Origin of the sequence: Elstera sp. (assembly GCF_044372965.1) — a bacterium.
In the GTDB taxonomy this organism is placed as follows: Bacteria; Pseudomonadota; Alphaproteobacteria; order Elsterales; family Elsteraceae; genus Elstera.
Map to the genome: position 1 here is coordinate 1 of NZ_JBILQX010000037.1, position 25,393 is coordinate 25,393.

The 25,393-nt window shown below is 60.9% G+C and carries 19 protein-coding genes; 6 read left to right on the top strand and 13 right to left on the bottom strand.

Annotated features, from left to right (window positions below):
* The first annotated feature begins 337 nt into the window (after positions 1 to 337).
* On the top strand, positions 338 to 601 hold the full coding sequence (locus ACIQ36_RS07115) for a PepSY domain-containing protein (protein WP_395827460.1): 264 nt from the start codon (positions 338 to 340) through the stop codon (positions 599 to 601).
* A 2-nt stretch (positions 602 to 603) separates the two neighbouring features.
* The gene (locus ACIQ36_RS07120) at positions 604 to 1,140 is read left to right on the top strand and encodes a cytochrome b/b6 domain-containing protein (RefSeq protein ID WP_395827463.1); all 537 of its coding nucleotides are present in this window, start codon (positions 604 to 606) and stop codon (positions 1,138 to 1,140) included.
* Here ACIQ36_RS07120 and ACIQ36_RS07125 read toward each other — a convergent pair.
* The 7 genes from ACIQ36_RS07125 to zwf are packed head-to-tail and all read right to left on the bottom strand — an operon-like array spanning position 1,135 to position 9,189.
* The gene (locus ACIQ36_RS07125) at positions 1,135 to 2,610 is read right to left on the bottom strand and encodes an ATP-binding protein (RefSeq protein ID WP_395827466.1); all 1,476 of its coding nucleotides are present in this window, start codon (positions 2,608 to 2,610) and stop codon (positions 1,135 to 1,137) included. The two genes, ACIQ36_RS07120 and ACIQ36_RS07125, sit on opposite strands and share 6 nt — an antisense overlap.
* Entirely contained in the window at positions 2,607 to 3,335 is a 729-nt protein-coding gene (locus ACIQ36_RS07130) for a response regulator (protein ID WP_395827469.1), read from the bottom strand. The genes ACIQ36_RS07125 and ACIQ36_RS07130 overlap by 4 nt, the downstream gene beginning before the upstream one ends.
* A 3-nt stretch (positions 3,336 to 3,338) precedes the next feature.
* Entirely contained in the window at positions 3,339 to 4,223 is an 885-nt protein-coding gene (locus ACIQ36_RS07135; protein ID WP_395827472.1) for an SIS domain-containing protein, read from the bottom strand.
* A gap of 38 nt (positions 4,224 to 4,261) precedes the next feature.
* Positions 4,262 to 4,897 carry a bifunctional 4-hydroxy-2-oxoglutarate aldolase/2-dehydro-3-deoxy-phosphogluconate aldolase gene (gene eda, locus ACIQ36_RS07140; RefSeq protein ID WP_395827475.1) on the bottom strand — a complete coding sequence of 212 codons (636 nt, stop codon included), beginning with the start codon at positions 4,895 to 4,897 and terminating at the stop codon, positions 4,262 to 4,264.
* A complete protein-coding gene (glk, locus tag ACIQ36_RS07145; protein WP_395827479.1) occupies positions 4,887 to 5,885 on the bottom strand; it encodes a glucokinase in 999 nt (332 codons plus the stop codon). Before glk ends, eda begins: the two co-directional genes overlap by 11 nt.
* 2 nt (positions 5,886 to 5,887) lie before the next feature.
* A complete protein-coding gene (gene edd, locus ACIQ36_RS07150; RefSeq protein ID WP_395827482.1) occupies positions 5,888 to 7,720 on the bottom strand; it encodes a phosphogluconate dehydratase in 1,833 nt (610 codons plus the stop codon).
* Positions 7,720 to 9,189, bottom strand: a complete 1,470-nt coding sequence (zwf, locus tag ACIQ36_RS07155) for a glucose-6-phosphate dehydrogenase (RefSeq protein ID WP_395827485.1) — start codon at positions 9,187 to 9,189, stop codon at positions 7,720 to 7,722. Before zwf ends, edd begins: the two co-directional genes overlap by 1 nt.
* A gap of 403 nt (positions 9,190 to 9,592) precedes the next feature.
* Between zwf and ACIQ36_RS07160 the strand changes: the two genes are divergently transcribed.
* Positions 9,593 to 10,684: a methyl-accepting chemotaxis protein gene (locus ACIQ36_RS07160; protein WP_395827488.1), complete on the top strand. Its 1,092-nt coding sequence runs from the start codon at positions 9,593 to 9,595 to the stop codon at positions 10,682 to 10,684.
* Between the two features lie 66 nt (positions 10,685 to 10,750).
* On the opposite strand, the gene ACIQ36_RS07165 is transcribed toward ACIQ36_RS07160, so the two are convergent.
* From ACIQ36_RS07165 to ACIQ36_RS07175, 3 genes are all read right to left on the bottom strand, one after another.
* A complete protein-coding gene (locus ACIQ36_RS07165) occupies positions 10,751 to 10,942 on the bottom strand; it encodes a hypothetical protein (protein ID WP_395827491.1) in 192 nt (63 codons plus the stop codon).
* 142 nt (positions 10,943 to 11,084) lie between these two features.
* Complete coding sequence (gene serA, locus ACIQ36_RS07170) at positions 11,085 to 12,662, bottom strand: phosphoglycerate dehydrogenase (RefSeq protein WP_395827494.1); 1,578 nt, start codon at positions 12,660 to 12,662, stop codon at positions 11,085 to 11,087.
* Positions 12,663 to 12,735: 73 nt separating this feature from the next.
* Positions 12,736 to 13,902, bottom strand: a complete 1,167-nt coding sequence (locus ACIQ36_RS07175; RefSeq protein ID WP_395827497.1) for a phosphoserine transaminase — start codon at positions 13,900 to 13,902, stop codon at positions 12,736 to 12,738.
* A gap of 295 nt (positions 13,903 to 14,197) precedes the next feature.
* Here ACIQ36_RS07175 and ACIQ36_RS07180 point away from each other — a divergent pair, with 295 nt between their 5' ends.
* The 3 genes from ACIQ36_RS07180 to ACIQ36_RS07190 all read left to right on the top strand — a co-directional run bounded on the left by ACIQ36_RS07180 (position 14,198) and on the right by ACIQ36_RS07190 (position 21,091).
* Positions 14,198 to 15,373 (top strand): efflux RND transporter periplasmic adaptor subunit, encoded by a 1,176-nt coding sequence (locus ACIQ36_RS07180; RefSeq protein WP_395827500.1) that lies wholly within the window; start codon positions 14,198 to 14,200, stop codon positions 15,371 to 15,373.
* Between the two features lie 58 nt (positions 15,374 to 15,431).
* Positions 15,432 to 18,647, top strand: coding sequence for an efflux RND transporter permease subunit (locus ACIQ36_RS07185; RefSeq protein ID WP_395827503.1), 3,216 nt, complete (start codon positions 15,432 to 15,434; stop codon positions 18,645 to 18,647).
* A 212-nt stretch (positions 18,648 to 18,859) separates the two neighbouring features.
* Complete coding sequence (locus ACIQ36_RS07190) at positions 18,860 to 21,091, top strand: methyl-accepting chemotaxis protein (RefSeq protein ID WP_395827505.1); 2,232 nt, start codon at positions 18,860 to 18,862, stop codon at positions 21,089 to 21,091.
* Positions 21,092 to 21,283: 192 nt separating this feature from the next.
* Here ACIQ36_RS07190 and ettA read toward each other — a convergent pair whose 3' ends face one another.
* The 3 genes from ettA to ACIQ36_RS07205 all read right to left on the bottom strand — a co-directional run.
* Positions 21,284 to 22,963 (bottom strand): energy-dependent translational throttle protein EttA, encoded by a 1,680-nt coding sequence (gene ettA / locus ACIQ36_RS07195; protein ID WP_395827508.1) that lies wholly within the window; start codon positions 22,961 to 22,963, stop codon positions 21,284 to 21,286.
* Positions 22,964 to 23,036: 73 nt separating this feature from the next.
* The gene (locus ACIQ36_RS07200; RefSeq protein ID WP_395827512.1) at positions 23,037 to 24,695 is read right to left on the bottom strand and encodes an MFS transporter; all 1,659 of its coding nucleotides are present in this window, start codon (positions 24,693 to 24,695) and stop codon (positions 23,037 to 23,039) included.
* A gap of 84 nt (positions 24,696 to 24,779) precedes the next feature.
* Positions 24,780 to 25,393 (bottom strand): hypothetical protein (locus ACIQ36_RS07205; protein ID WP_395827515.1); only part of this gene is annotated, 614 nt, incomplete at its 5' end.

The following is a 25,393-nucleotide window of genomic DNA, read 5'->3' on the forward strand; positions in this document are numbered from 1 at the left end:
TTCAGATCGGCCAGCACACTCATCAATTCGGCCCCGACGGCGCCCGTAGCGCCAACGATACCGACTGCGTGTTTGGCCATGATATGTCCCTTTATGACAAATCGTTCCCGGCATAAGCGCCGGGGCCGTAAGCCTTGCCCGGTTTCCGGCGCGGTGACAAATCGAAAATGCGAATGCAGCCTGCGCAAATATGATGCAGCCGCGCGCGAGATAAGTTTCGGAAAATTACGCTTCTTTCCGAAACTGGCCTACCGTCAGGCTGTCGTCAGGAACGCCCCCTATGCTCCCCTCGTCACCCAAGCACCGGGTGACGTGCAACAAGCTTAGGAACCTCACCATGTTTCGTTTTGCCGCCATCACCCTACTCGCCGCCACCGCTTTTGCCGGGGCCGCTTCAGCCGCCGATCTGTGCAAACCCGCCGCCACCCCCGTTTCTGAAGCCCAGGTTATGCAGATGCTGACCGAAAAGGGCTATAAAGACGTGAAGCTCGGCAAGGATGAAGGCTGCATCGAGGCCAAGGGCCATAATGCCGCCGGGAAGCGCGTCGAGGTTTATATCGACCCCACGACGGGCGAAATCGTTAAAGTTAAAGGCGCATAAGCATGACCGCGCTGCGCTCTTCCGCAGCCCCCGAGGTCCCCGTGTGGGACCTCGGCGTGCGGCTGTTTCACTGGGGCACGGTTGCCGCCGTTGCTACCGCTTTTCTGGCCGAAGAAGGCGAGCGCCTGCACGAATGGGCGGGCTATGCCGTGGCCGGGCTCGTCAGTTTCCGCCTCCTCTGGGGGCTCATCGGCACCCGGCACGCGCGCTTTTCCGACTTTGCCCCCTCCCCCCGCGCCGTCTTGGGCTATCTGCGCGCCCGGCTGGCCGGAACGCCGCGCCGCTATCTCGGCCATAATCCGGCAGGCGGGGCGATGATCCTCGTGCTGCTGGCGTTGCTGGCCGGCGTTGCGGGCAGCGGTATCGCCATGACCTTCGATAGCCTGTGGGGGAATCATCTCGTTGAAGAGTTCCACGAGACCGCCGCGAATGCCCTGCTGGTCTTCGCTGGCATTCACGTCAGCGCGGTGTTGCTGATGAGCCTGCTGGATAAGGAAAACCTGATCCGCGCGATGATTACGGGCCGCAAGCGCCTATAAGCGGCGCGGCAGCACCATCCGCGCCCGCAACCCCACCCGCGCCCGGTTCGACAGTTCCAGCGTGCCGCCGTGGGCATCGACCACGCTTTTGACAATGGCGAGCCCGAGGCCCGTCCCCCCGGTGCCGCGATTGCGCGATTGCTCCAGACGATAGAAGGGCCGGAGCACATTCCCCTGCTCCTCCTCGGGAATGCCCGGCCCCTCGTCGAGCACATCGACGATCACCTCTTCTGAAGTCGCCTGAACCATAACCTCCGCCACCCCCCCGTATTTCAGGGCATTGTCGATGAGATTGGTCAGCGCGCGCCGCAAGGATTCGGGGCGGCAGCGCAGGCGAAGCGCGCGGGCTTGATCGAAGGTCAGCGGCGCGCGCGCGGTGCCCGAACCGCTGGGGCCGAAGATCGTGCCTACCGTATCGAACTGCAAGGGCGGCGCTTCGGTCAGGCGGACGGGACGGCCCAAATCATAGTAATCGTCGCAGACGGCTTGCAGCAGGCTGGTAAACGCGACCATCTGCTCCTCCTCCTGGGCCGAGCCTTGCTTGAGATAGTCCAGGGCGGCGGCGATCATCAGGGTCATCTCGTCGAGATCCGCCAGAATCTTCTCCCGGATGCCCTCATCCTCAATCCATTCGGCGCGCAGTTTGAGCCGCGTCGCGGGCGTGCGCAGATCATGGCTAATCGCAGCCAGCATGCGAGTACGGTCCTCCAGAAGCTCGGCCAGTGCCGCCCGCCCTCGGTCAATGGCGGCGGCGATCTGCCGGACCTCCTCCGGCGCACCTAAGGGAACCTCCAGCGGGAGTGCGGGACTTGAAGGCTCCCGGTCGACGCTCTCCGCCAACCGCTCCACGGGTAGGGCCAAGAGCCGCGCCAGCACGAACGCGACGATCACCAACCCCGCCGCGACGGCGACAACCACGAGCCCCCGCGCCACCGGCGTCCAGCGGTTTTGCCAAAAGCGCGGGCTGGCGAAACTGAGCCAGCGCCCATCCGAGAGGGGGAGCGCGAGGCGCGCCTTCAACCCCGTCGCCGCCACCTCCTCCGAAAGCTCGGCCAGGGCCGGACCGAGCGTATCGCCCGCCGGGCCAAGATCGAGGCTGCGCCCCTCCAGCAGCGGGCGCGGCAGAAACAACCGAGCTTCGAAGGGCGCGCGCCCGTCCCACGCGGGCGAAAACAGAAACCGCATCATCGCCGCTCCCTCGGGAAGCGGGCCGATCTCGAAATGCAGATCGGTAATGTGGCGGGTGGCAAGCAGCCCATCGGCGGAACCGCCTTCAGCCAGCGCCCCTTCCGCTTCCTGCCACAGGCTCGCCATCGCGGGACCAAGCCGATGGGCCTGATGCCGGTCGCGCTGCCGGTCGAGCGCATCCAGCGCCACCGCCGTGACCAAAACCAAAACCAGCGCCATCATCGCCAGAAGGGCCAGCAGCAACCGGGGCGACAGGCGGCGCGGCGGCAACAGCGGGGTCATGCCGGGCGCGTGACCGTCGCCGTAAACTGATAGCCGATGCCGCGCACGGTTTTAATCAGAGTCGGATCGCGCGAGCTTGCTTCGATTTTTCGGCGCAGGCGGCTTATTTGAATATCGATGGAGCGGTCGAAGGGCGAGAGCGCATCGCCCTTATAGAATTCCATCAACTCATCGCGGCTGACCACCCGCTGCGGCCGGTCGAGCAGCGCCGTCAGCAGTTGATATTCCCCGGACGATAGATGCACCAATACGCCATCGGGCGAGCGTAATTCGCGCTTGCCGGTATCGAGCCGCCAGCCGGAGAAATGCACTTCGCCCGCGCTGGGCGCCTCGCGCTCCTGGGGTGCCGCCGTCGCCCCGGTGCGCCGAAACAGCGCGCGGATGCGGGCCAAAAGTTCGCGCGGGGAGAAGGGTTTAACGATGTAATCATCAGCCCCGATTTCAAGGCAGATGATCCGCTCCGCCTCCTCGGCCACCGCCGTGAGCATGATGATCGGAATATCCGATTCGGACCGTAAGCTGCGGCAAAGCTCCACGCCCGATTCGCCCGGTAGCATTAAATCGAGAATGACGAGATCAATCGTCCATTGCGCCATCTGGCGGCGCACCTCGCGGCCATCGCCTGCCGTGGAAACGCGAAACCCGTGCTTCACCAAAAAATCATGCAGCAGCGCCTGAATCTCGCGGTCATCATCGACGACCAGCAGGTGCCGCGCCCGCTCCATCGCCTAAAGCTGCGGTAGCGGGTCGCGGTGAACCGCGTCGCGGGCCAGCGGTAGGCGTGTGGTGCGCAGATTGGTTTTAATCCGCGCGAGCAAATCCTGCTTATCGGCCCCGAGCTTTAGCGCGATGCCCGTGGTCAGTACGTCCACATGAACGAGATGGACAATGCGCGAGGCCATCGGCGTGAAGAGATCGGTATCTTCCGCCGATTCGACCGCCACGGTGATATTCGCAAGAGCAGCCAGCGGCGAGCCCGGCGCGGTCACAGCAATCACCGGCACCTGTTGATCGCGCGCGCTTTGGGCGGCTTCTAGGGCGAGTTTGGTGCGCCCGGTATTGGAAATCGTCAGCAGCACATCGTCCGGCCCCATCCCGGCCAACTGAATGCGTAGCATCAGCGGATCGAGCACGGCCTGACAGGGAATTCCGAAACGCGCGAGCTTATGTTCTGCGTCCTGAGCGATGGAGGCCGAGCCGCCGAGCCCAAAAATGACGATCCGGCGCGCGTTCGCTAGCACTTCAATCGCTTTATTGGTGGAGGCCACATCGAGCGCCGTGCGCGCCGCATGCAGGGCCGTCGCCGTCGCGTCGAAAATCTTGGCGGCATAGGTCGCGGTATCGTCGCTGCTTTCCACCGCCGCCGTGACGAAAGGAACGCCGGGAACCAAACTTTGCGCCAGCTTCAGCTTGAAGTCGGCAAAACCTTCGCATCCCACCGAGCGGCACAGGCGGATTACCGTCGGCTGGCTCACGCCCGCGCGCGTCGCCACCACCGCAACCGGGCTTTGCAGCGTCGCTTGCGGGTCGCTTAGAATCGTTTGCGCCACTGCCGCTTCCTGCCGCGACAGGCGCGGCAGATGCGAGCGCAAAACATCCAGCATATTGGCCATGCGTGCGCAGCCCTCCCTTATCCCTGTCGTATCATCGCTCAGGCTTTGAGGGAAGTCGCCTCCCGCGCAAGCGCCTCGATTCGATCGTAATCGCCGCTGGCGAGCGCATCTTTCGGCACCAACCACGAGCCGCCAACGCAGGGGACGTTCGGCAGCGCGAGATACTGCTTGGCTTTCACCGGGTCGATGCCGCCCGTGGGACAGAAGCGAATATCCGGCAGCGGGCCGGAGAGGGCTTTCAGATAGGCAACGCCGCCCGCCGGTTCCGCCGGGAAGAATTTCACCGCCGTAATCCCGCGCTCTAACAGCCCCAGCACTTCGCTGGCCGTGGCCGCCCCCGCGAGATACGGCAGGCCGGTCTTGTCCATCTCATCGAGCAGGGACAGCGTCGAGCCGGGGCTAACCAGAAACTGCGCGCCAACCGAGCGCGCCGCATCGGCATCAATAGGGCGATTGACCGTGCCTGCACCGACGATCACACCCGGCACCTGCTGGCCGATGCGCTCGATGCATTCCAGCGCAACCGGCGTGCGCAGGGTGATTTCCAGCACGCGCAAACCGCCCGCGACCAAAGCTTGCGCCAACGGCACCGCCTGATCGACATCCTCGATGACGAGCACGGGGATGACCGGCGCAAGGCCCATCAGGTCGAGAATTTTCTGATTACGATCCATGGGTTCTCTCCTGCTGGGCGCTCAACCACGCCGCCGCGCCATCCAAGGCGGGGGTATCGGCGAGAATAAGGTAAGTGGGGATGGAATGGGCATAGTCGGCCATCCGGTAGCGCGCCTCGAAGCGGGCGCGGAACCGGCTGGCGGCAAAGAAATCGGCAAAGCGCGGCACAATCCCACCACCGATGAACACGCCGCCGCGCGCGCCAAAAGTGACGGCCAAATTACCCGCGAGGCTACCGAAGAGCGCACAGAAAATATTCAGCGTATCGACGGCCAGTGGCTCTGACCCATCGATTGCCGCCGCCGTAATCGCCGCATTGGTTAGGTGCGGATCGGGCTGCACGCCGCGCACGATGGCGAGGCTGCGATAGAGCCGCTCGATGCCGCCCCCGGAGAGGAAACACTCCGCTGTCACCGCCCCCTGCTCAGCCCGCAACACTGCCGCTACCGCCGCTTCTTCTTGCGTCACGATGGGCGCATCGCAATGGCCGCCCTCGCCCGGAACCGGCACCCAACGCCCAGCGCCATCGGGCACAATCGCGCCGACGCCCAGCCCGGTTCCTGCCCCCGCAACGACCATCGCGGCCTCAGGCACCGCTTGGCCCGGCCCGATTTGCCGAAGCTCGGTCAAATGCGGGAGCGAAAGGGCGAGCGCTTTGAAATCATTAACCAGGTCGAGATAATCCAAGCCCAATTCGGCCTTGGTTTCGGTAATCGAAAAATCCCAGGCCTGATTGGTGAGCTTGAAGCGATCCCCCGTGACTGGCCCTGCCACCGCCACACAGGCGGCACTCGGTTGCACCGCGTTCGGGAGCCCCGCGAGATAGGTTTTCGCGGCGCTCGCCAGGCTGCGGTGTTCGGCGCTGGGAACCTTGCCGATTTGGCTCGGCCCCGCCCCTGGTGCTTCAATCAGCCCGAAACGCGCGTTGGTGCCGCCAATATCCGCCACCAACCACGGGCGCGCGGCAGTGGGAGCGAAAATCGCCATGATTAAGCCCCCTGCCGGTCCAGCAAGGCCCCGAACACATGCGCGCCGCTCTCAGCCCCGCCAACGAGGGCGCGGAAGCCGCCGAACAGCTCGCGCCCGCAGCCGAAATCATTCCCGGAAAGATCGATCACAGCGGCCGCACGGCCCGCAAGATCAGCCTGCACGGTCAGCGTTCCGGCTTCGGCATCGAGGCGCAGAATGTCCCCATTTTGGATTTTGGCAATTGGCCCACCGTCGAGGGCTTCCGGCGTCAAATGGATCGCCGCCGGAACCTTGCCCGACGCGCCGGACATGCGGCCATCGGTGACGAGCGCCACCTTAAAGCCCTTATCCTGCAAGACGCCTAAGGCTGGGGTGAGTTTATGCAACTCCGGCATGCCGTTCGCCTTCGGCCCTTGGAAACGGATAACGGCGATGAAATCCCGCTCCAACTCGCCGCGCTTGAAGGCCTCTTGCAGCGCATTCTGACTATCGAACACCAGGGCCGGGGCTTCGACGATGCGATGCTCCGCCTTCACGGCGGAAACCTTAATCACCGCGCGCCCAAGCGGGCCGGTGAGCATGCGCAAACCGCCATCCGCTGCGAAGGGATTGGCGACCGGGCGCAGCACCGCCAAATCGTGGCTTTCGCGCGTCGAGGGTTTGAAGGTTATGCCGCCATCGTCGGCCAAGAACGGTTCCTGCCGATAGGCCGACAGCCCGTGTCCGAGGATGGTGCGCACATCTTCGTGCAGCAGCCCCGCGTCCAAGAGTTCGCCGATGACGAAAGGCAAGCCGCCCGCCGCGTGGAAATGGTTCACGTCTGCCGAGCCATTCGGGTAGACGCGCGCCATGAGCGGCACGCTGGCAGACAGATCGTTAAAATCATCCCACGTCAGGCGCACACCCGCCGCCGCCGCCATCGCAATCAGATGCAGCGTGTGGTTCGTGGAGCCGCCCGTGACCAGCAAACCGATAATGCCGTTCACGAAAGCGCGTTCGTCGAGAATCTCACCAATCGGAGTGAAATTTCCGCCCGCTGTGATCGCCACCGCCTGACGAACCGATTCGCGCGTCAGCGCCTCGCGCAAGGGAGTATTCGGATTAACGAAGCTGGAGCCCGGCAAATGCAGGCCCATAAACTCCATCAGCATCTGATTAGAATTGGCCGTACCGTAGAAGGTGCAGGTGCCCGGTGAATGGTAGGAGGCGCTTTCGGCCTCTAGCAACTCCGCCCGCCCCACTTTGCCTTCGGCGTAAAGCTGGCGGATGCGGCTTTTCTCGTTGTTCGGCAGACCGGAAGGCATCGGCCCCGCCGGGATGAACACGGAGGGCAAATGCCCAAACGCCAACGCGCCGATAATCAGGCCCGGCACGATCTTGTCGCAGACGCCCAAATAGAGCGCGCCATCGAACATCGCGTGGCTCAGCGCCACCGCCGTCGAGAGGGCAATCACGTCGCGGCTGAACAGGGACAGTTCCATCCCGTCCTGGCCTTGGGTCACGCCGTCGCACATGGCCGGAACGCCGCCCGCAACTTGCGCCACGGCCCCGGCGTGCCGCGCGGCATCCTTGATGATCGCGGGATAGGGTTCGAAGGGCTGATGGGCCGACAGCATATCGTTATAAGACGTAACGATTGCCAAATTCGGCTTGGCTGCCGCCTTTAGGTCCGCCTTATCGTCGGGCGCGCAGGCAGCAAAGCCGTGGGCGAGGTTGCCGCACGAAAGCCGCGAGCGGCGCGGGCCTTTATCGGCGGCGGCGCGCAAGCGGGCGAGATAAGCGGCGCGGCTGTCTTTCGAGCGCTCGATAATCCGAGCGGTGACGGTTTCCAGGGTGGGATGAAGTTTGGCCATTATTCGGCCTCCTCGTTCCAAGTGCGCCCGTCGCGCTCGATCAGCGCAATCGCGGCTGCCGGGCCAGTCGTGCCCGCTACATAGGGTTTCGGCGGCTCGGCGCGGCGCTCCCAGGTCTCAAGGATCGGCTCGACCCAGGTCCAAGCGGCTTCTACCTCGTCGCGGCGCATGAACAGGGTGGGATTGCCGCGCACCACGTCCATCAACAGGCGCTCATAGGCGTCGGGGTTGCGGATCTTGAAGGTTTCCGCGAAGGACAGGTTCAAGGAAGCTGGCCGCAGCCGCAGGCCACCGGGGCCGGGCTCCTTGGTCATCATATGCAGGCGGATGCCTTCGTTCGGCTGCAAGCGCACGATGAGGCGGTTCGGATCGATCACGCCCGCATCGGCCGGGAAAATCGAATGGGGCACCGGGCGAAACTGAATGGCGATTTCCGATACTTTTTCGCTCATCCGCTTGCCGGTGCGCAGGTAGAAGGGCACCCCCGCCCAGCGCCAGTTTTGGATTTCCACTTTCAACGCCACGAAGGTTTCCGTGTGGCTTTCGTGCCCAAGCTCATCGAGATAGCCCGGCACGCCCTCGCCGCGCGAGGCCCCGGCCTTATACTGGCCGCGCACGATGGAACTCAGCACGTCGGGCGCTTTCATCGGCTTTAGCGCGCGCAGCACTTTTAGCTTTTCGTCGCGCACTGCATCCTTATCCATCTGGCGCGGCGGCTCCATTGCCACGAGGCAGAGGAGTTGCAGCAGATGGTTCTGCACCATATCGCGCAGCGCGCCTGATTTATCGTAATAGCCCGCGCGGCTTTCAACGCCCACGGTTTCGGCGACGGTGATTTGAACGTGATCGATCCAGGCCGACGACCACAGCGGCTCGAACAAGCTATTGGCGAAGCGCAAGGCCAGCAGGTTCTGAACCGTCTCTTTGCCTAAATAATGGTCGATGCGGTAAATCTGCTGCTCAGCGAAGACCGCGCCAACCTCGTCATTGATCTTGCGCGCCGAAGCAAGATCGGTCCCAATAGGCTTCTCCAGCACAACGCGGCTGTCGGGGGTTGCCAATCCGGCGGCCCTGAGGCTGCGGCAGATCGGCCCGAACAGGTCCGGTGCGGTGGCGAGATAGAAAACGCGGACTTTGCTGCCGCCATCGGCCAGCGCCGCGACGAGATCGGGCCATCCGGCATCGCCGGTGGCATCGACGGCGACATAGTGAATCCGATCGGCAAAGGCGACCCAAGTCGCCGCGTCGAAATCGCTACCGACTTGGCCTTTCAGCCATTCCAGCACTTTCGCGATATATGCGTCGCGGCTCAGCGCGCTCCGCGCCACGGCGATAATGCGCGACGGGCCGGTGATCTGCTGATCTTGGTGCCGATGATATAGCGCGGGCAGCAGCTTACGCAGGGCGAGATCGCCCGTGCCGCCGAACACGACATAATCGAAAGGCGCTACAGGAATAATCTGCGCCATACGTCCCTCCCAGGACTGATTTTGACCTTGGCGGCGATCATAGGCGGTTCGGCGGTGAACGGGAAGTAGTTTTATTACATTTGACTGAAAGGTCAGGTTTTGTCGGCTTTTGCGGTTGTCCCATTACAAATTATAGCTGCGTCACTATGTCGCAGATCGAAACGTAGCAGGGTGTGGGGCAGCATTACTGTCCTAAAATGAGTTTACAAAATATGAAGATGTCTGAAATCGCACGAAATTTAGGAATCACTCCCGACTCGACGTATATTTCCGAAAGCTTTCTGCCTCTTTTTCATAACAAATGATTAACTTTTGGCCTTGCGCCGCAGCATAATTACGGTAGGAACGCTCCCACTTTGTGCAAGAATTTGGTTGCGCAGTGATGTGGGGGAGCGGACTGGCGATGCAGGAGCAGATTTTAGCCCTATCGAAAGAGGTTTCGGATCTCGCGACCATGAAGGTCTCCGAGATCCAAAACGTCATGCGCACCACCAAGATTTTGGCGCTCAACGCCTTGATCGAGGCGGGTCGCGCCGGCGAATATGGTAAGGGCTTTGCGGTTGTGGCCCATGAGGTCAGCAACATCTCGCAACGCATCAGCGATATCGCCTCGGCGTTAAACAACAGCATGGCTGACCGAATCGACGCGCTGAACGAAGTTGGCACGCAATTGATCGCCAGCCAGCGCTGCGCCCGCGCTACCGACCTTGCGCTGAACATGATCGAGATCATCGACCGGAACCTCTATGAGCGCTCCTGCGACGTGCGCTGGTGGGCCACCGATTCCGCCATGGTTGCCGCCGCTTGCGATCCGTCCCCCAAGACCTGCGGTTTCGCCAGCAAGCGCCTTGGGGTGATTCTCGATAGCTACACGGTGTATCTTGACCTCTGGGTGCTCGACCGACAGGGCAATATCATCGCCAATGGTCGCCCTAACCGCTACCCCGGCCTCATCGGTCAGAATTACGCGCACGCCCACTGGTTCGGCCAAGCGCTCAGCACGCGGGACGGCACTGATTTTTCGGTCGCCGATATCAGCCGCGAAGGGCGCCTGGGTAATCAATCGGTAGCAACCTACGCCACCGCCATTCGCGCCGACGGCGCGACCGATGGGGCGGCAGAAGGGGTTCTAGCGATTTTCTTTGATTGGGAAAACCAATCGCAGGCCGTGGTCGATCAAGTCCGCCTGACCGATGAAGAACGCCCGCGCACCCGCTGCCTGCTGATCGACGCGCAGCACCGCATCATCGCCGCTTCCAAGGGTTCGGGCTATACGCTGGGCGACCGCTATCGGCTGGATATCAAGCGCGGCGACGAACAAGGGGCGTTCGTGAAGGCCGATGGCACGATTGTCGGCTATTCGCTTACCCCTGGATATGAAACCTATCAAGGGCTCGGCTGGTACGGGGTGATCGAACAGGCCTCGGTGATCCCTTCAGCGCACGCCAACGCCAATGATCACAGCCCAATTTGGATGCCGCACGCAGCGCAATAATCTTATCGAGATGGTTGGTGGCCATAGCCTGCCCCGGTTTTGGGTTTTCCGAAACCGGGGCTTTTTTTAGCGCCGCATCACCCAACCGATCCCGTAAACGATAGCGTGCATGCCGATCGCAATGGCTGCCCCATAGAGAATCGACGCTTCCCAACTCTCATGAAACCCCGAGACTTGCGACAGGACGGTAAAAAACACCGCCGTAATCGGCGCTTGGCGCGCATGGGCGGCAAGGGACAAATCAAAGATTGAGGCCACGGCATTTTCTCCCGGTTTATGCTCTACAGCTAGCAGACCCCGGACCGTCGGGCAATCCATCGGCCCTGAGAGTTTTGACAGGAATGAAAAAGCCGGAGCCCCTGGGGGACTCCGGCTGAACATAGTCGCTTTTCGGTAAGGCTTAGAACTCCAGCGCGCGGGCTTCCACCACCTGCGGCAATTTCCGTACTTTCTCCAGCACGGTGGCCGGAATCGGTTGATCGACTTCGGTCAGCAGCACGGCTTCCGCCCCCGGCGCGGTCCGCCCCAAGTGGAAGGTTGCGATATTCACGCTGGCATCGCCCAGCAACCCACCGAGCGCGCCAATAAAGCCGGGTTTATCGAGATTGCGGATGAACAGCATATGCTGCCCCAGTTCCGCTTCCAGCGACACATTATCGAGCTTCACGATACGCGGCAGCGTATTGCCCACGAGCGTCCCCTGGAAGGTTTGCGCGCCCGTATCGGTTTCGACGGTGAGCGACAGCAGCGTGTGGTAATCGACCGCCGTATCGCGCTTCACTTCGGCAATCTGAATATTGCGCTCTTTGGCGACGACCGGGGCCGAGACCATATTGACCTCTTCCAGCGCGTGCTTCAGCAGGCCCGTCAGCGCCGCCGCCGTTACCGGGCGCGTGTTGATCGTGCTGGCTTCGCCGTGGAACTCCACCGTCACGCCCTTGATGCCCGAGGTGAGCAATTGCCCCGCAAGCGAGCCCAATTGTTCGGCAAGGCGCATGTAGGGCGTCAGGCGCGGGGCTTCGTCCGCCGAGACGCTGGGAACATTGACGGCATTCGTGACCGCGCCGTCCAAGAGGAAGTCGGAAATCTGTTCGGCGATTTGCAGGGCAACATTTTCCTGCGCTTCGTTGGTCGAGGCCCCCAAGTGCGGCGTGACCACAACGTTTTCCATACCGAACAGCGCATTTTCCTTAGCGGGTTCGACGGCGAACACATCGAGCGCCACGGCGGCGACTTGGCCCGATTCAAGCGCAACTTTCAGATCGGCTTCGACGATCAAGCCGCCGCGCGCGCAGTTGATGATGCGCACGCCCTTTTTCATTTTGGCGAAGGCGGCGGCATTCAGAACGTCGCGGGTTTCATTGGTCAGCGGTGTGTGCAGGGTGATGAAATCGGCGCGGGCGAAAAGCTCGTCCAACTCCACCTTATCAACCCCCAGCGCCTTGGCGCGATCCGCCGACAGAAACGGATCGAAGGCCGCCACTTTCATGCGCAGGCCCACGGCGCGCTCGGCGACGATGGAGCCGATATTGCCGCAGCCGATGATCCCCAGCGTCTTGCCGGTAACTTCGACGCCCATGAACTTCGATTTTTCCCACTTGCCCGCGTGGGTCGACCGGTCGGCCTGCGGGAGTTGGCGAGCGAGGGCGAACATCAGCGCAATCGCGTGCTCCGCCGTGGTGATGGAATTGCCGAACGGCGTGTTCATCACCACGATCCCGGCCTGGGTGGCGGCGGGCACATCGACCGTATCAACACCGATCCCGGCACGGCCGATCACCTTCAGCTTGCTGGCAGCGGCAATAATATCGGCGGTGACTTTGGTGGCCGAGCGAACGGCAAGACCATCGTAGTCGCCAATAATCGCTTTAATTTCGTCCGGCTTCAGGCCGGTCTTAACGTCAACCTCAATGCCGCGTGTTTTGAAAATATCAACGGCGCGCGGGCTGAGCGAATCGGCAATCAGAACCTTGGGCATGGCAAACCTCATCGGGAGGCGACCCGCATGTCACGGGTCGCGCAGAATTTCTAAAGAAAGGAGGTCGGAAGCGTTACGCGGGTACGGCCAGTTCGGCCTTTACTGCCGCGTAGGCCCAATCCAGCCACGGGGTGAGGGCTTTGATATCGGCGGTTTCCACCGTCGCCCCGCCCCAGATCCGCAGGCCCGGCGGCGCATCGCGGTAGCCATTAATGTCGAAAGCCACCTTTTCCTTCTCCAGCTTGGCGGCCAGGCGCTTCGGTACTTCCGCCTGCGCGTCCGCCGCCAGCGCCGTGAACCAGGGATCGACGATCTTGAGACAGATCGACGTGCAGGAGCGGCTTTCTTTGGTTTCGGCGAGGAAATCGACCCAATCGGTTTTCTCGGCCCAGGCCGTAATGACGGCCAAATTGGCTTCCGAGCGGGCAATAAGCCCCTTCAGCCCGCCGACTTGGTCGGCCCACACCAGCGCATCGCGGTAATCTTCGACGCAGAGCAATGACGGGGTATTGATCGTCTCGCCCTTGAAAATGCCCTCGATCAGCTTGCCGCCCTTGGTGAGGCGGAAGATCTTCGGCAGCGGCCTGGCCGGGGTGTAGCTTTCCAGCCGTTCCACCGCGCGCGGGCTGAGAATAAGAATGCCGTGCGCACCTTCGCCGCCCAGCACTTTTTGCCAAGAGAAGGTGGTCACATCGAGCTTCGCCCAGGGCAGTTCCATCGCAAAGGCCGCCGAGGTGGCGTCGCAAATGGTCAGGCCCGCGCGGTCGTCGGCGATCCAATCGGCATTGGGCACGCGCACGCCGGAGGTGGTGCCGTTCCAGGTGAAGACCACATCATGATCTTTATTGACTTGGCCCAAGTCCGGCAGCGCGCCGTAAGCCGCCTTTAGCGTGCGTGCGCCCGGAATTTTAAGCTCTTTCACCACGTCCGTCACCCATTCGGACCCAAAGCTTTCCCAGGCGACCATATCGACCGGGCGCGCACCGAGCAGCGACCAGAGCGCCATTTCGACCGCGCCCGTATCGGAAGCGGGCACGATGCCGATACGATAATCGGCGGGAACGTTGAGGATGGCGCGGGTGCGGTCGATCACGTCGGCCAGCCGGGCCTTACTAGCTTTGCCGCGATGGGACTGCCCGAGAACGGCATTCTCCAGGGCTTGCGGCGTCCAGCCGGGGCGCTTGGCGCAGGGGCCGGAGCTGAAATAGGGGGATTTCGGACGGACTACGGGCGTCGTCATTTTACTCTCCATGGGGTCGGTGGCGCGCTTTCCGACCGCTGCTTCGCGCCGGAGCGAACGGTATCGAAAGCTAAATTCCCCGTCAAACGTTACGCACGCATCAATTTCGCCCAAGGGCGCTCGGCCCTGGTTGCGTCAGCGTGAAATTTCGATACAGTGCAGTGCGAAACATCCGATTAGGGGAAAATTAACGCAATGGAGTTGACGGCGTTAAGCTTCCCCCATACGGTCACTCTTTGTACCAGATCCCGGCTGCGATGCGGGGTCTGTGGAGCACCATAAAATAGGGTGTGCGATGCGCTTTTTTTCGTTGAATGGCTTCCCGAAACTTGCCGCCGCTCCGGCTGCCCTGCTTGTTGCCGGGCTTAGCCTCGCCCCGCTGACGGCCCGAGCCCAAGGCGCCCCGCCCGCCCCGCCGGTCACGGTCGCAGCGCCGCTCGCCCAAAAAGTAACCCAGTGGGACGAGTATACTGGCCGCTTCGAAGCGGTGGAGCGCGTCGACTTGCGCCCGCGCGTCTCCGGCTATATCGAACAGGTGCATTTCCGTGACGGGCAGATCGTGAAAAAGGGCGACCTTCTGTTCACCATCGACCAGCGCGCGTACGAGATTGCGCTCGAATCCGCCCGCGCCGATGTGGCCCGCGCCCGCGCGCAGGTGAAGCTAAACGAAACGGAAGTGTCCCGCGCCGAAGGGCTGATTCGCAACCAGAATATCACGGGCCGCGATCTCGATCAGCGTCAGGCGAATCTATCCATCGCCCGCGCCCAGCAGGCGGCGGCGGAAGCTGCCGTTAAAACCGCCGCGCTGAATTTGGAATGGACGCAAGTTCGCGCCCCTATCAACGGACGGATTTCCGATAAGCGCGTCGATGTCGGTAATCTCGTTGCGGGTGGTCAGACCGCGACCGTACTGACGACGATCGTCCAGAATGACCCGATTAACTTCGTTTTCGATGCCTCGGAAGCCGACTACATCCGCTACGCGCGCCTCACGAAATCGGGCCAACGCCCCTCCAATCGCGACAGCAATGGCGCAATTCCCGTTCAGGTCCGCCTTGGCGATGAAACCGAGTGGAAACGCCAGGGTAAACTTGATTTCGTCGACAACGAGTTGAACGGCCGTTCCGGGACTATCCGGGGCCGCGCGCTATTTGAGAATAGCGATCAGTTCCTGACGCCGGGCAGCTTCGGGCGCCTGCGCCTATGGGCGGGCGATGCGGATGCCATGCTGGTGCCGGATTCGGCTATCGTTTCCGATCAGGCGCGCAAAGTTGTGCTAACCGTCGGTCCCGAAAACAAGGTTGTGCCGAAAATCGTCAGCTTGGGCGGGCTGGCCGACGGGCTGCGCATTATCCGCGATGGGCTGAAGGGCGACGAGAAGGTCATTATCGGCGGGCTCGCCAATCCCTTCGTGCGCCCCGGCGCGCCGGTAACACCGGTGCCCGGCGAAATTAAAGCCGGGATGCGTTAATCCCGCATTCGGGCGAACTGTTTTTAAGAATCACCAGGGTTCTGGATAGGATTGGGCAATGCGCTTTACGCATTTCTTTATTGATCACCCGATCTTCGCGACGGTGCTGTCAATTATTCTCACGATTGCCGGGGGGATTGCGCAAACGCGCCTCCCCGTCGCTGAATATCCGGAAATCGCCCCGCCAACGGTGAATATCACCGCCGCCTATCCGGGGGCCGACGCGCGCGTGGTGGCCGACACGGTGGCAACGCCGATTGAGCAGGAGGTCAACGGTGTCGATGGGATGCTGTACATCAGTTCCCAATCCACCGGCGACGGTCGCCTGTCGGTGAACGTGGTGTTCAAGCCCGGAACGAACATCGATCAAGCCCAGGTGCTGGTACAGAACCGCGTGTCCATTGCCGAGCCGCGCCTACCCGAAGAAGTCCGCCGCCTCGGCGTGAACGTGCTGAAAAGCTCGCCCGACCTGATGATGGTCGTGCATATGCTCTCGCCCGACGATACGCGCGACCAACAGTATATTTCCAACTATGCGACGCTCTATGTGAAAGACGTTCTGGCGCGGATCGACGGGGTCGGCAATGTGCTGGTCTTCGGCGCGCGCGATTACGCTATGCGCGTCTGGCTCGATCCGGCCAAGGTTGCGGCGCGTAACTTGACGGCGGGCGAAGTGGTGACGGCCATTCGGGCCGCCAACGTGCAGGTCGCCGCAGGCGCGATCAACCAGCCGCCCGCCAATACCCTGGGCGCGTTCCAGCTTTCGGTACAAACCCAAGGGCGCTTGACCGATGTGGACGAGTTTGGCGCGTTGGTGGTTCGGGCCGATCCCGATGGCTCCTATATCCGCCTGCGCGATATCGCGCGGCTAGAGTTGGGCTCACAAGATTATAACGTTAACTCGCTGCTGAATAATAAGCCCGCAACCGCCCTAGGGATTTTCCAGCGCCCCGGCTCGAATGCCCTTGCCACCTCGGCGGCCATTCAAGCGGCCATGGCTAATCTGAAGAAAGATTTCCCGGCGGGCTTGGATTATTCCGTTGTCTATAATCCGACCAACTTCATCGCCGAGTCAGTGGATGAAGTTATTAAGACGTTGCTGGAAGCCGTGGTACTCGTTGTCATCGTTGTTATTCTGTTTCTGCAGAAATGGCGCGCTGCGATCATCCCGATTATTGCAATTCCAGTCTCCTTGATCGGCGCGTTCGTCATCATGGGTGCCGTGGGGATTTCCTTTAATACCCTTTCGCTGTTCGGCCTGGTGCTGGCCATCGGGATCGTTGTCGATGACGCCATCGTTGTGGTGGAGAACGTCGAACGCTATTTGCGCCAGGGCCTCTCGCCGAAAGCAGCCGCCCATAAAACGATGGATGAGGTCGGTAATGCGTTGCTCGCCATCGCCCTCGTGCTCTGCGCGGTGTTTATCCCCACCGCCTTTATCTCGGGCTTGCAGGGCTCCTTCTATCGCCAGTTCGCTGTAACGATTGCCGGGGCCACGCTGATCTCGGCCTTCGTCTCGCTCACCCTCTCACCGGCGCTGGCAGCCCTGCTGCTGAAACCCCATAGCGAAGAGGCACACGGGCCGCGCTGGATACAGGTGCTGACCTTCCCAATTCGCTGGTTCTTCGAGAAATTCGATGCGGCCTTTGAAGGCCTTGGGCGCGGCTACGCGCGGCTTACCCGCCGCTTGGTGCGCCTCAGCTTCATCGTGCTTGTGGTCTACGCAGGGCTGCTCGCCCTTGCCTATAACCAACTGACGGCAACGCCGACGGGGCTAATCCCGCAGCTTGACCGGGGCTATCTCATCACCGCAATGCAACTGCCGCCGGGCTCGACCCTGGAGCGGACGGATGCGGTTATCCGCCGGGCGTCGGACATTCTGAAGGCCCATCCGGGCGTCGCGAACGCCATCTCCTTCGTCGGGCTCGATGGCAGCACCTTCACCAATGCGCCCAATAGCGGTGTTGTCTTCGTAGGGCTGAAGGATTTTAAAGAGCGCCAAGCGCTGGGGCTGACCACGCAAGGCATTCTGGCCGATTTGCGCCAGCAGATGTTCCAGATCAGCGAAGCCTTGGTGTTCGTCATCGAACCGCCGTCGGTGCCCGGTATCGGCACCGGGGGCGGCTTGAAGGCCTATGTGCAGGACCGTGCGGGGCGCGGGTTGCCCGCGTTGGAAGGCGCAACCTGGGGCCTTGCGGGGCCGCTGAGCCAAACCCCCGGCTTTACCTCGGCCTTCACGCTCTTCAACACGCGCACGCCGCTAATTTACGCCGATATCGACCGGGTGAAGGCGGAAACTTTGGGCGTGCCGATTACGCGCGTGTTCGAAACCCTGTCGGTCTACATGGGGTCGGCCTTCGTCAACGACTTCAATATTCTCGGCCGCACCTTCCGCGTGACCGCCCAGGCCGATAACCCGTACCGGCTGGAGCCGCGCGATATTGCCAACCTGAAAACACGCAATCAGGACGGGCAGATGGTGCCGATCGGCGCGGTCGCCAATTTCCAAGATACGACCAGCGCCTTCCGCGTGCCGCGCTATAACCTCTATCCGGCCGCCGAACTCCAGGTCTCGCTCGCGCGCGGCTATTCCAGCGGTGAAGCCATTAAGACGATGGAAAAACTGGCCGCCGAACGGCTGCCGCCCGGCTTCGGTTTCGAATGGACCGAGATCGCGCTGCAAGAAAAACTGGCGGGCAATACGGCCATCTACGCCTTTGCCTTGGCGGTCATCTTCGTCTTCCTGTTGCTAGCCGCGCTTTATGAAAGCTGGCTGTTGCCCCTCGCCGTCGTGTTGATTGTGCCCATGTGTATTCTTGCGGCGATGATCGGCGTCGGCGCGCGCGACCTTGACCGGAACATTCTTGTCGACATTGGCTTGGTCGTGCTGGTCGGTTTGGCCGCCAAGAACGCCATTCTGATTATCGAGTTCGCGAAGCAAGCCCATGACGAAGGCATGAGCCGGTTCGAAGCCGCGATTGCCGCGGCCCGCACCCGCCTGCGCCCGATCGTCATGACCTCGCTCGCCTTCATCCTCGGCGTCGTGCCGCTGGTTCTGGCGCAAGGGGCCGGGGCGGAAATGCGTCAATCCTTGGGAACCGCCGTGTTTGCCGGGATGATCGGGGTTACGCTGTTCGGTCTTGTCTTTACGCCCGTCTTCTATGTCGTCTGCCAAGGATTCTCTGATCGGGCCAAGAAAATGCGCACCCCCGCGACAGAACCCGCCCCCTTGGCAACGACGACACCGACGCCTGAGACTCCCAATGCCGAGTGAAACGCCTAATTTTTAGGCGTCCGAGCGACAGATTCTATCAAATTGTAACAAAAATGAGGCTGTTTCAGTTACTTTAAAACTGAAATAGCCTCATTGCTGTACAGTTCCCTCTCGATTTCAATCAGTCCTTAACCCATACTGCGACACTGTCAGCGTTAAGTTAGGGTAAGTGGTTGCGCCGACCGTCGCGTCGGCCCCGGGGGAGGACCAAAATGAAGACACGCTCGAATAAGGGCGCTGTCCGCGGGCGCGGGCTCGCGGGTAAATTGATGGCCGCGATGGGCATGATCGTCGCCACAACGCTGGCATCGGCAGTGGTGGGCGTTCTGTTTGTCCGCGACTTTACCACGACCTTTCAGGATATCTCGGAAACCCAGGTGCCGGCGGTCCGGTTGGCGGGGGAACTGTCGGAGGCTGTCGGCTCGCTGGTCTCGGCAGCGGGCGCCATCGGCAATGCCCGTAACGAAGGCGATCAAAACACCGCCTTCACCACCTATGAAGCCGCCCATAGCAAGCTAACCAACGCCCTCGGCACGCTCAAAACGCTCTATAGCGAAAAAGAGACACTTCAGGCGATCGACCTCTATACCAATCAGTTAACGGATCTGATCGAACATCAGAACAAACTGACGACGCTGCGTTTGCAGTTGGCCGACAAACAAGCCCAGCAACTGAGCGAGTTGCGGACCCGGCATAGCAAACTGCTTGATCTCTTAACCGCCCCCATTGGCTTTGCCACACGTCAGATCAGCATTGGTATGTCCGAGATTACCCAGCGGCTCGATGATCTTAGCCAAGCCTCGGCGCAAGATCAGCGCGCGCGCTTGGCAGCGACTCAAACCGAAATTAATGCGCAGTTGGAGTTAATCGAACGCGATAGCTTCGGTGGGTTTCGCCGCTATTTAACGGCGGTCTCGAATGCGAACCTGTTCTTGGGCTATATGGCCGAAGCTGCCAATACGCCGGATGGCGGGCGCTTGTCGCTGATCAAACTGCGAACCGATCCGCTCGCCGCCGAAATGCGCGGCCTCGGGATGCGCTTGCGCGGCGACCCCGCCCTTGGCCAGTTGGGCAGTGCCGCATCGCAGGCGATTGAAGATATGCTCGCCTACGGCTCGCCCCCGCAAGGGCAAGCCGGGGCTGAAACCATTCTCACCCGCCGCCAGGAAGAATTGCGCGCCCGCACCGATGCCGAAATCGCGTTCGGCGAAACAACCTCCTACGCCCGCGCACTGCAATCCGCCGTATCCCGCCTGGTTGCGGACGTGCAGACGAATGTGAAAGCCAAGACCGAAGCCGCCAACGCGAGCAGCCTGCAAGCGCAAACCGTGTTGATCGTGCTGGGCGCAGCCGCCCTGATCGCGGCCCTGCTGATCGGCTGGCTGGTTGTGCTGCGCTCTATCGTCGGGCGTCTGTCGCGCCTGTCGGGGGCGATGCGGCGGCTGGCCGATGGCGATTTGACCGTGGAGACGCCGAATAGCGGGCGCGATGAAATCGGTGCCATGGCGGCCGCGATGGAAGTGTTCCGCGCCAATGCCCTTGCCGTGAAGGAAGCCGAACAGCGCGCCGCCGAAGAAAGCGCCCGTGTTGCCACCGAACGCCGCCGGGCCCGGTTGGAACTCGCCGACACCTTCGAAGGCACGGTAAAAGCCGTTGTCGATCAGGTGGCAAACTCCGTCCACAGCCTGCGCAGCACCGCCGATAGCGTGTCCCAAACCGCCGACGAGACCCAGCGCGAGGCGGGCGAAGCTGCCGCCCTCTCGCAACACGCTACCCATAATGTGGAAACCGTGGCGGCGGCTGCCGAAGAGTTGCTGGCCTCGATCCGCGAAATCTCCCGGCAGGTTAATCGTTCCTCCCAGGTCACGCGGGTTGCCGTGCAGGACGCCGAGAAGACGAACACCATCGTCGATACCCTCAATAGCGCGACGGGCCGCATCGACGAGGTTGTGAAGCTCATCAACGATATTGCCGGTCAAACCAACCTGCTGGCCCTGAACGCCACCATCGAAGCCGCCCGCGCGGGCGATGCGGGCAAGGGCTTTGCCGTGGTTGCCAGCGAGGTCAAAAGCCTTGCCGGTCAAACGGCAAAAGCGACCGATGAAATCCAACGGCATATCGCTCAGGTTCAAAACACCAGCGGCGCGGTCGTCGCCGCAATTCGCGAGATCGTGCTGACGATCCAGCAGTTGGACGAAATCGCCTCCGTTGTCGCCGCCGCCGTCGAACAGCAAGGCGCCGCGACGCAAGAAATCGCCCGCAATGTCTCGGAAGCCGCCAGCAGCACCGGCGAAGCCCTAGGCCGCATCACCACCGTTACCGAAGCCGCCGTTTTGGCGGGTAAATCGGCGGGCGTGGTGCAGCAGGCGACCCACGCGATGGCGCAGAATACGGATATGTTGTCGGATGAAGTGCAGCGCTTCCTAACGCAAATCCGCGCTTAGAGCGCTTTTCGTTCGCTTTGGCTCACTACAAGCGCTCTAACCTTTTGTTTTGTTACGCAAATGCGTCGTCGCGGGTGCCAGCGCGTTTGACGCGCAAAGCGCATCGGGCACCCGCTCGGGATTTGCTCTAACCCAAAATACAAAAAGCCCCGGCACTTTTCATTAAGTGCCGGGGCTTTTCTGTTTTATCGCTTAACGCGCGAGCGGCTTGTACTTAATCCGATGCGGCTGATCGGCGTCGGTGCCCAGGCGGCGTTTGCGGTCGGCTTCGTAATCCTGGTAATTACCTTCGAACCAGACGACTTGGCTATCGCCTTCAAAGGCCAGAATATGGGTGGCGATGCGGTCGAGGAACCAGCGATCATGGGTGATGACCACGGCGCAGCCCGCATAGTCCAACATGGCTTCTTCAAGCGCGCGCAAGGTATCGACGTCGAGATCGTTGGTCGGCTCATCGAGCAGCAGCACATTCGCGCCGGTTTTCAGCATTTTGGCGAGATGGACGCGGTTGCGCTCCCCGCCTGACAGCATGCCGACTTTCTTCTGCTGATCTGCCCCGCGGAAATTGAACAGGGCACAATAAGCGCGCGACGGCATCTTGCGACGACCGAGGTCGATTTCGTCATGCCCGCCGGAGACTTCTTCCCAAACGGTCTTATTCGGATCGAGCGCGTCGCGCGACTGATCGACGTAACCCAACACCACCGTTTCACCAACACGGAAGGTGCCGCTATCGGGCTTTTCCTGGCCGGTAATCATGCGGAATAGCGTGGTCTTCCCGGCACCATTCGGGCCGATGACGCCGACGATGCCGCCCGGCGGCAGGCGGAAGGAGATATCGTCCACCAACAGCCGATCACCGAAACCCTTAGTAAGATGCTCGGCTTCGATAACGATATTGCCCAAGCGCGGGCCCGGCGGCAGCACGATTTGCGCTGAATCCGGGGCCTTTTCCTTGGACTGATTAACCATCTCTTCATAGGAAGCAAGACGCGCCTTGGATTTAGCCTGCCGGGCTTTCGGGCTTTGGGAAACCCACTCCAACTCGCGGTCCAGCGTCTTCTTATGGGCTTCTTCCTGCTTGCCTTCGAGTTCCAGGCGCTTTTGCTTATCGCGCATCCAGCCGGTGTAATTGCCCTCGAACGGTAGGCATTGGCCGCGCTCGATTTCGAGAATCCATTCGGCGACTTCATCGAGGAAGTAGCGATCATGGGTCACGGCCACGACGGTGCCCTTATAATCATGGAGGAACCGCTCCAACCAGGCCACCGACTCGGCGTCCAAATGGTTGGTGGGTTCGTCGAGCAGCAGCAGATCGGGCTTTTCCAGCAGCAGACGACAGAGCGCGACGCGGCGGCGCTCACCCCCCGACAGCTTGGTGACATCGGCATCGCGCGGCGGGCAGCGCAGGGCATCCATGGCGATATCGACGGTACGGTCGAGATCCCACCCATCCATAACGTCGATCTTTTCTTGCAACTCGGCCTGTTCGGCAATCAGCGCGTTCATCTCATCGTCGGTCAGATCTTCGCCGAAGCGCGCCGAGACGGCTTCGAACCGGTCGAGGATCGATTTGATCTCTTTCACGCCGTCCATGACGTTACCGAACACGTCTTTGGCGGGATCAAGGTAGGGTTCTTGCGACAGATAGCCCATTTTGGCGCCTTCGGCAGCCCAGGCTTCCCCGCCATATTCCTTATCGAGCCCGGCCATGATTTTCATGAGGGTCGATTTACCCGCGCCATTCGGGCCGATCACACCAATCTTCGCGCCCGGCAGGAAGCTGAGCCAAACATCCTTCAGCACCGTTTTGCCGCCGGGATAGGCCTTCGACAGCCCCTTCATCACGTAAACATACTGATAAGAGGCCATGTTGCCCCACTCCCTTCACATCACATAAAACGTCCCGCCTTGTGCCACAGCGGCGGCTTTGAAACAATCGCCATCATTTTTCTGAGGAAGGGGAATTGGTCAGCGTCGCACCAACGGGATGGGTCACGCGCATCAGGCTGCGGTTATGGGTCTCGTTCAAAAACAAGGCCCCAATGACCGCCGACGCCGAGGCCACGATGATCGGATACCAGAGCCCCGCATAAATATCGCCCGTTTCTAGCACCACGGCGAAGGCGATCACCGGCAACAGCCCGCCGAACCAGCCATTGCCCAAATGATACGGCACGGAAAGCGAGGTAAAGCGCACCCGCGTCGGAAAAAGCTCCACCAGAAACGCGGCAATCGGCCCATAGACCATGGCGACGAAGATCATCAACAGCGTCAGCAAGGCTATCGCCACGGGAATATTGATCTGCTCGGGGTCCGCGCGCTCGGGGTAGCCCGCCGCGCGCAAGGCTTGGGTGAGGTGCAGCAGGGTTTCATCGACCGGCACGCCGATATTACTGATCGTCACCGTCAACGGCGCCCCGTCAATCGCCGTCCATTGGTAGGGAATCCCGCCCCGGGCCAACTGCGTGCGCACTAAATCGCACAGATGATTTTCCGTGCGCCACAGCATTCCCGAACAGCCGTCGCCGCTCACGGCGATGGGGGCGACCTGCGACGCGCGTACCAGCGCCGGATTGGCCGCGAGCGTCAGCCCCTTGAACACGGGGATAAAGCTAACCGCCGCCAGCAGGCACCCGGCGATCATAATCGGCTTACGCCCCACCAAATCGGACAGATAGCCGAACAGCACGACGAAGGGGGTGCCCAGCAATAATCCAGCCGCCACCAGCATCGTCGCCGTATCATGGGGGACCTTCAGCGTGCTTTGCAGAAAGAACAGCACGTAGAACTGCCCGGCGTACCATATCACCGCCTGCCCCGCCGTCGCCCCGAACAGGGCCAGCAGAATCCAACGCAGATTGCGCCAGCGCAGGAGCGAATCCGAAATCGGATTGCGGGAGGTTTGACCGCGCGCCTTCAAATCCATAAACAGCGGCGATTCATGCAGGCGAACCCGGATATAAACCGACAGCGCTAGGAGAATAATGGAGGCGATGAACGGCAGCCGCCAGCCCCATTCCAGAAACTCCTGCGGCGAGAGGCTGCGGCGGCAGAGCAGCACAACCAGCAACGATAAACAGAAGCCCAGCGTCGCCGTGGTTTGAATCCAACTGGTATGAAAGCCGCGCCGGTTGGGCGGTGCGTGTTCGGCCACAAAAATCGCCGCCCCGCCATATTCGCCGCCGAGCGCGAGCCCCTGGGCGAGGCGCAGCGCCACCAGCAAAATCGGCGCGGCAATCCCGATCTGCTCATAAGTGGGGAGCAGCCCGACCATCGCCGTCGAGGTGCCCATCACCAGAATCGTTAGCAGAAACGCATATTTCCGCCCGATGTAATCGCCCAGCCAGCCGAACACCAGCGCGCCGAACGGCCGCACCGCAAAGCCTGCGCCAAAGGCGGCAAGGCTGGCGAAGAACGCGAAACTCTCGTCAATCGGCGGAAAGAAAACATGGCCAAGAACGGTGGCGAGTGCGCCATAGACGTAAAAATCATACCATTCGAACAAGGCCCCCAGGGAGGCCCCGCCGATAATACGAAACGAGCTATAGCGGCTTTTACCGGCCCCGCGCGGTGGCGGCCCGGCCAAATCTCCAACCGTCAAAGATCCCCCCTCCATCGCTCTCCTGGCGACGTTGGGCCGTATGATCCGCTGGTGCCGGCGGAACGTCAAGGTTTCTGAGTGATATCATAAAGAGATAGGCTCTATCATGTCGGAGCACACCTGCGGGATCATTAAAAATAAAATTGCTCCAAGACTATCAGCAATATGCTTTTTACCGCCGAAATTCTTTATTACCCATGAAATTATATCAATAAAATCATGCCCTCTACACACCAATCTGAAATCACTACCATCGACATTTCTAATCCATTTACGAGTCTCATTTTTTAATAAAACAATATCACTTGACCTTAAGTTCTTATGACAAGTTTTATCGACAAGAAAATCTAATACGATCTCAAATCCATCCTCGTTCACTCGCAAGCATTTATTTATATCAACCATTTGGAAAGAAAAACCTCCCTCAGCGAGGGCAATCCTAAATGACGATAAAATAGTAACTGACCTTATTATTTGCTGAAATAATAAGGCCCAATTTGATATTTTGGCTGCACCGGCACCGCAAATTAAATCCTGAATAAGATTTTCAGAAAAAAAATAGCATTCTAAATCACAATATTTTGTATAAACCAAATTTGGATAGCTGGACACCCGCAATAACCGTTTAATTTGGCCTGTCCTTCGGGGTTTTTGATCGTTATCGTTGGTGTAGGCGCATTTTTTGCCCATTTTTCTGC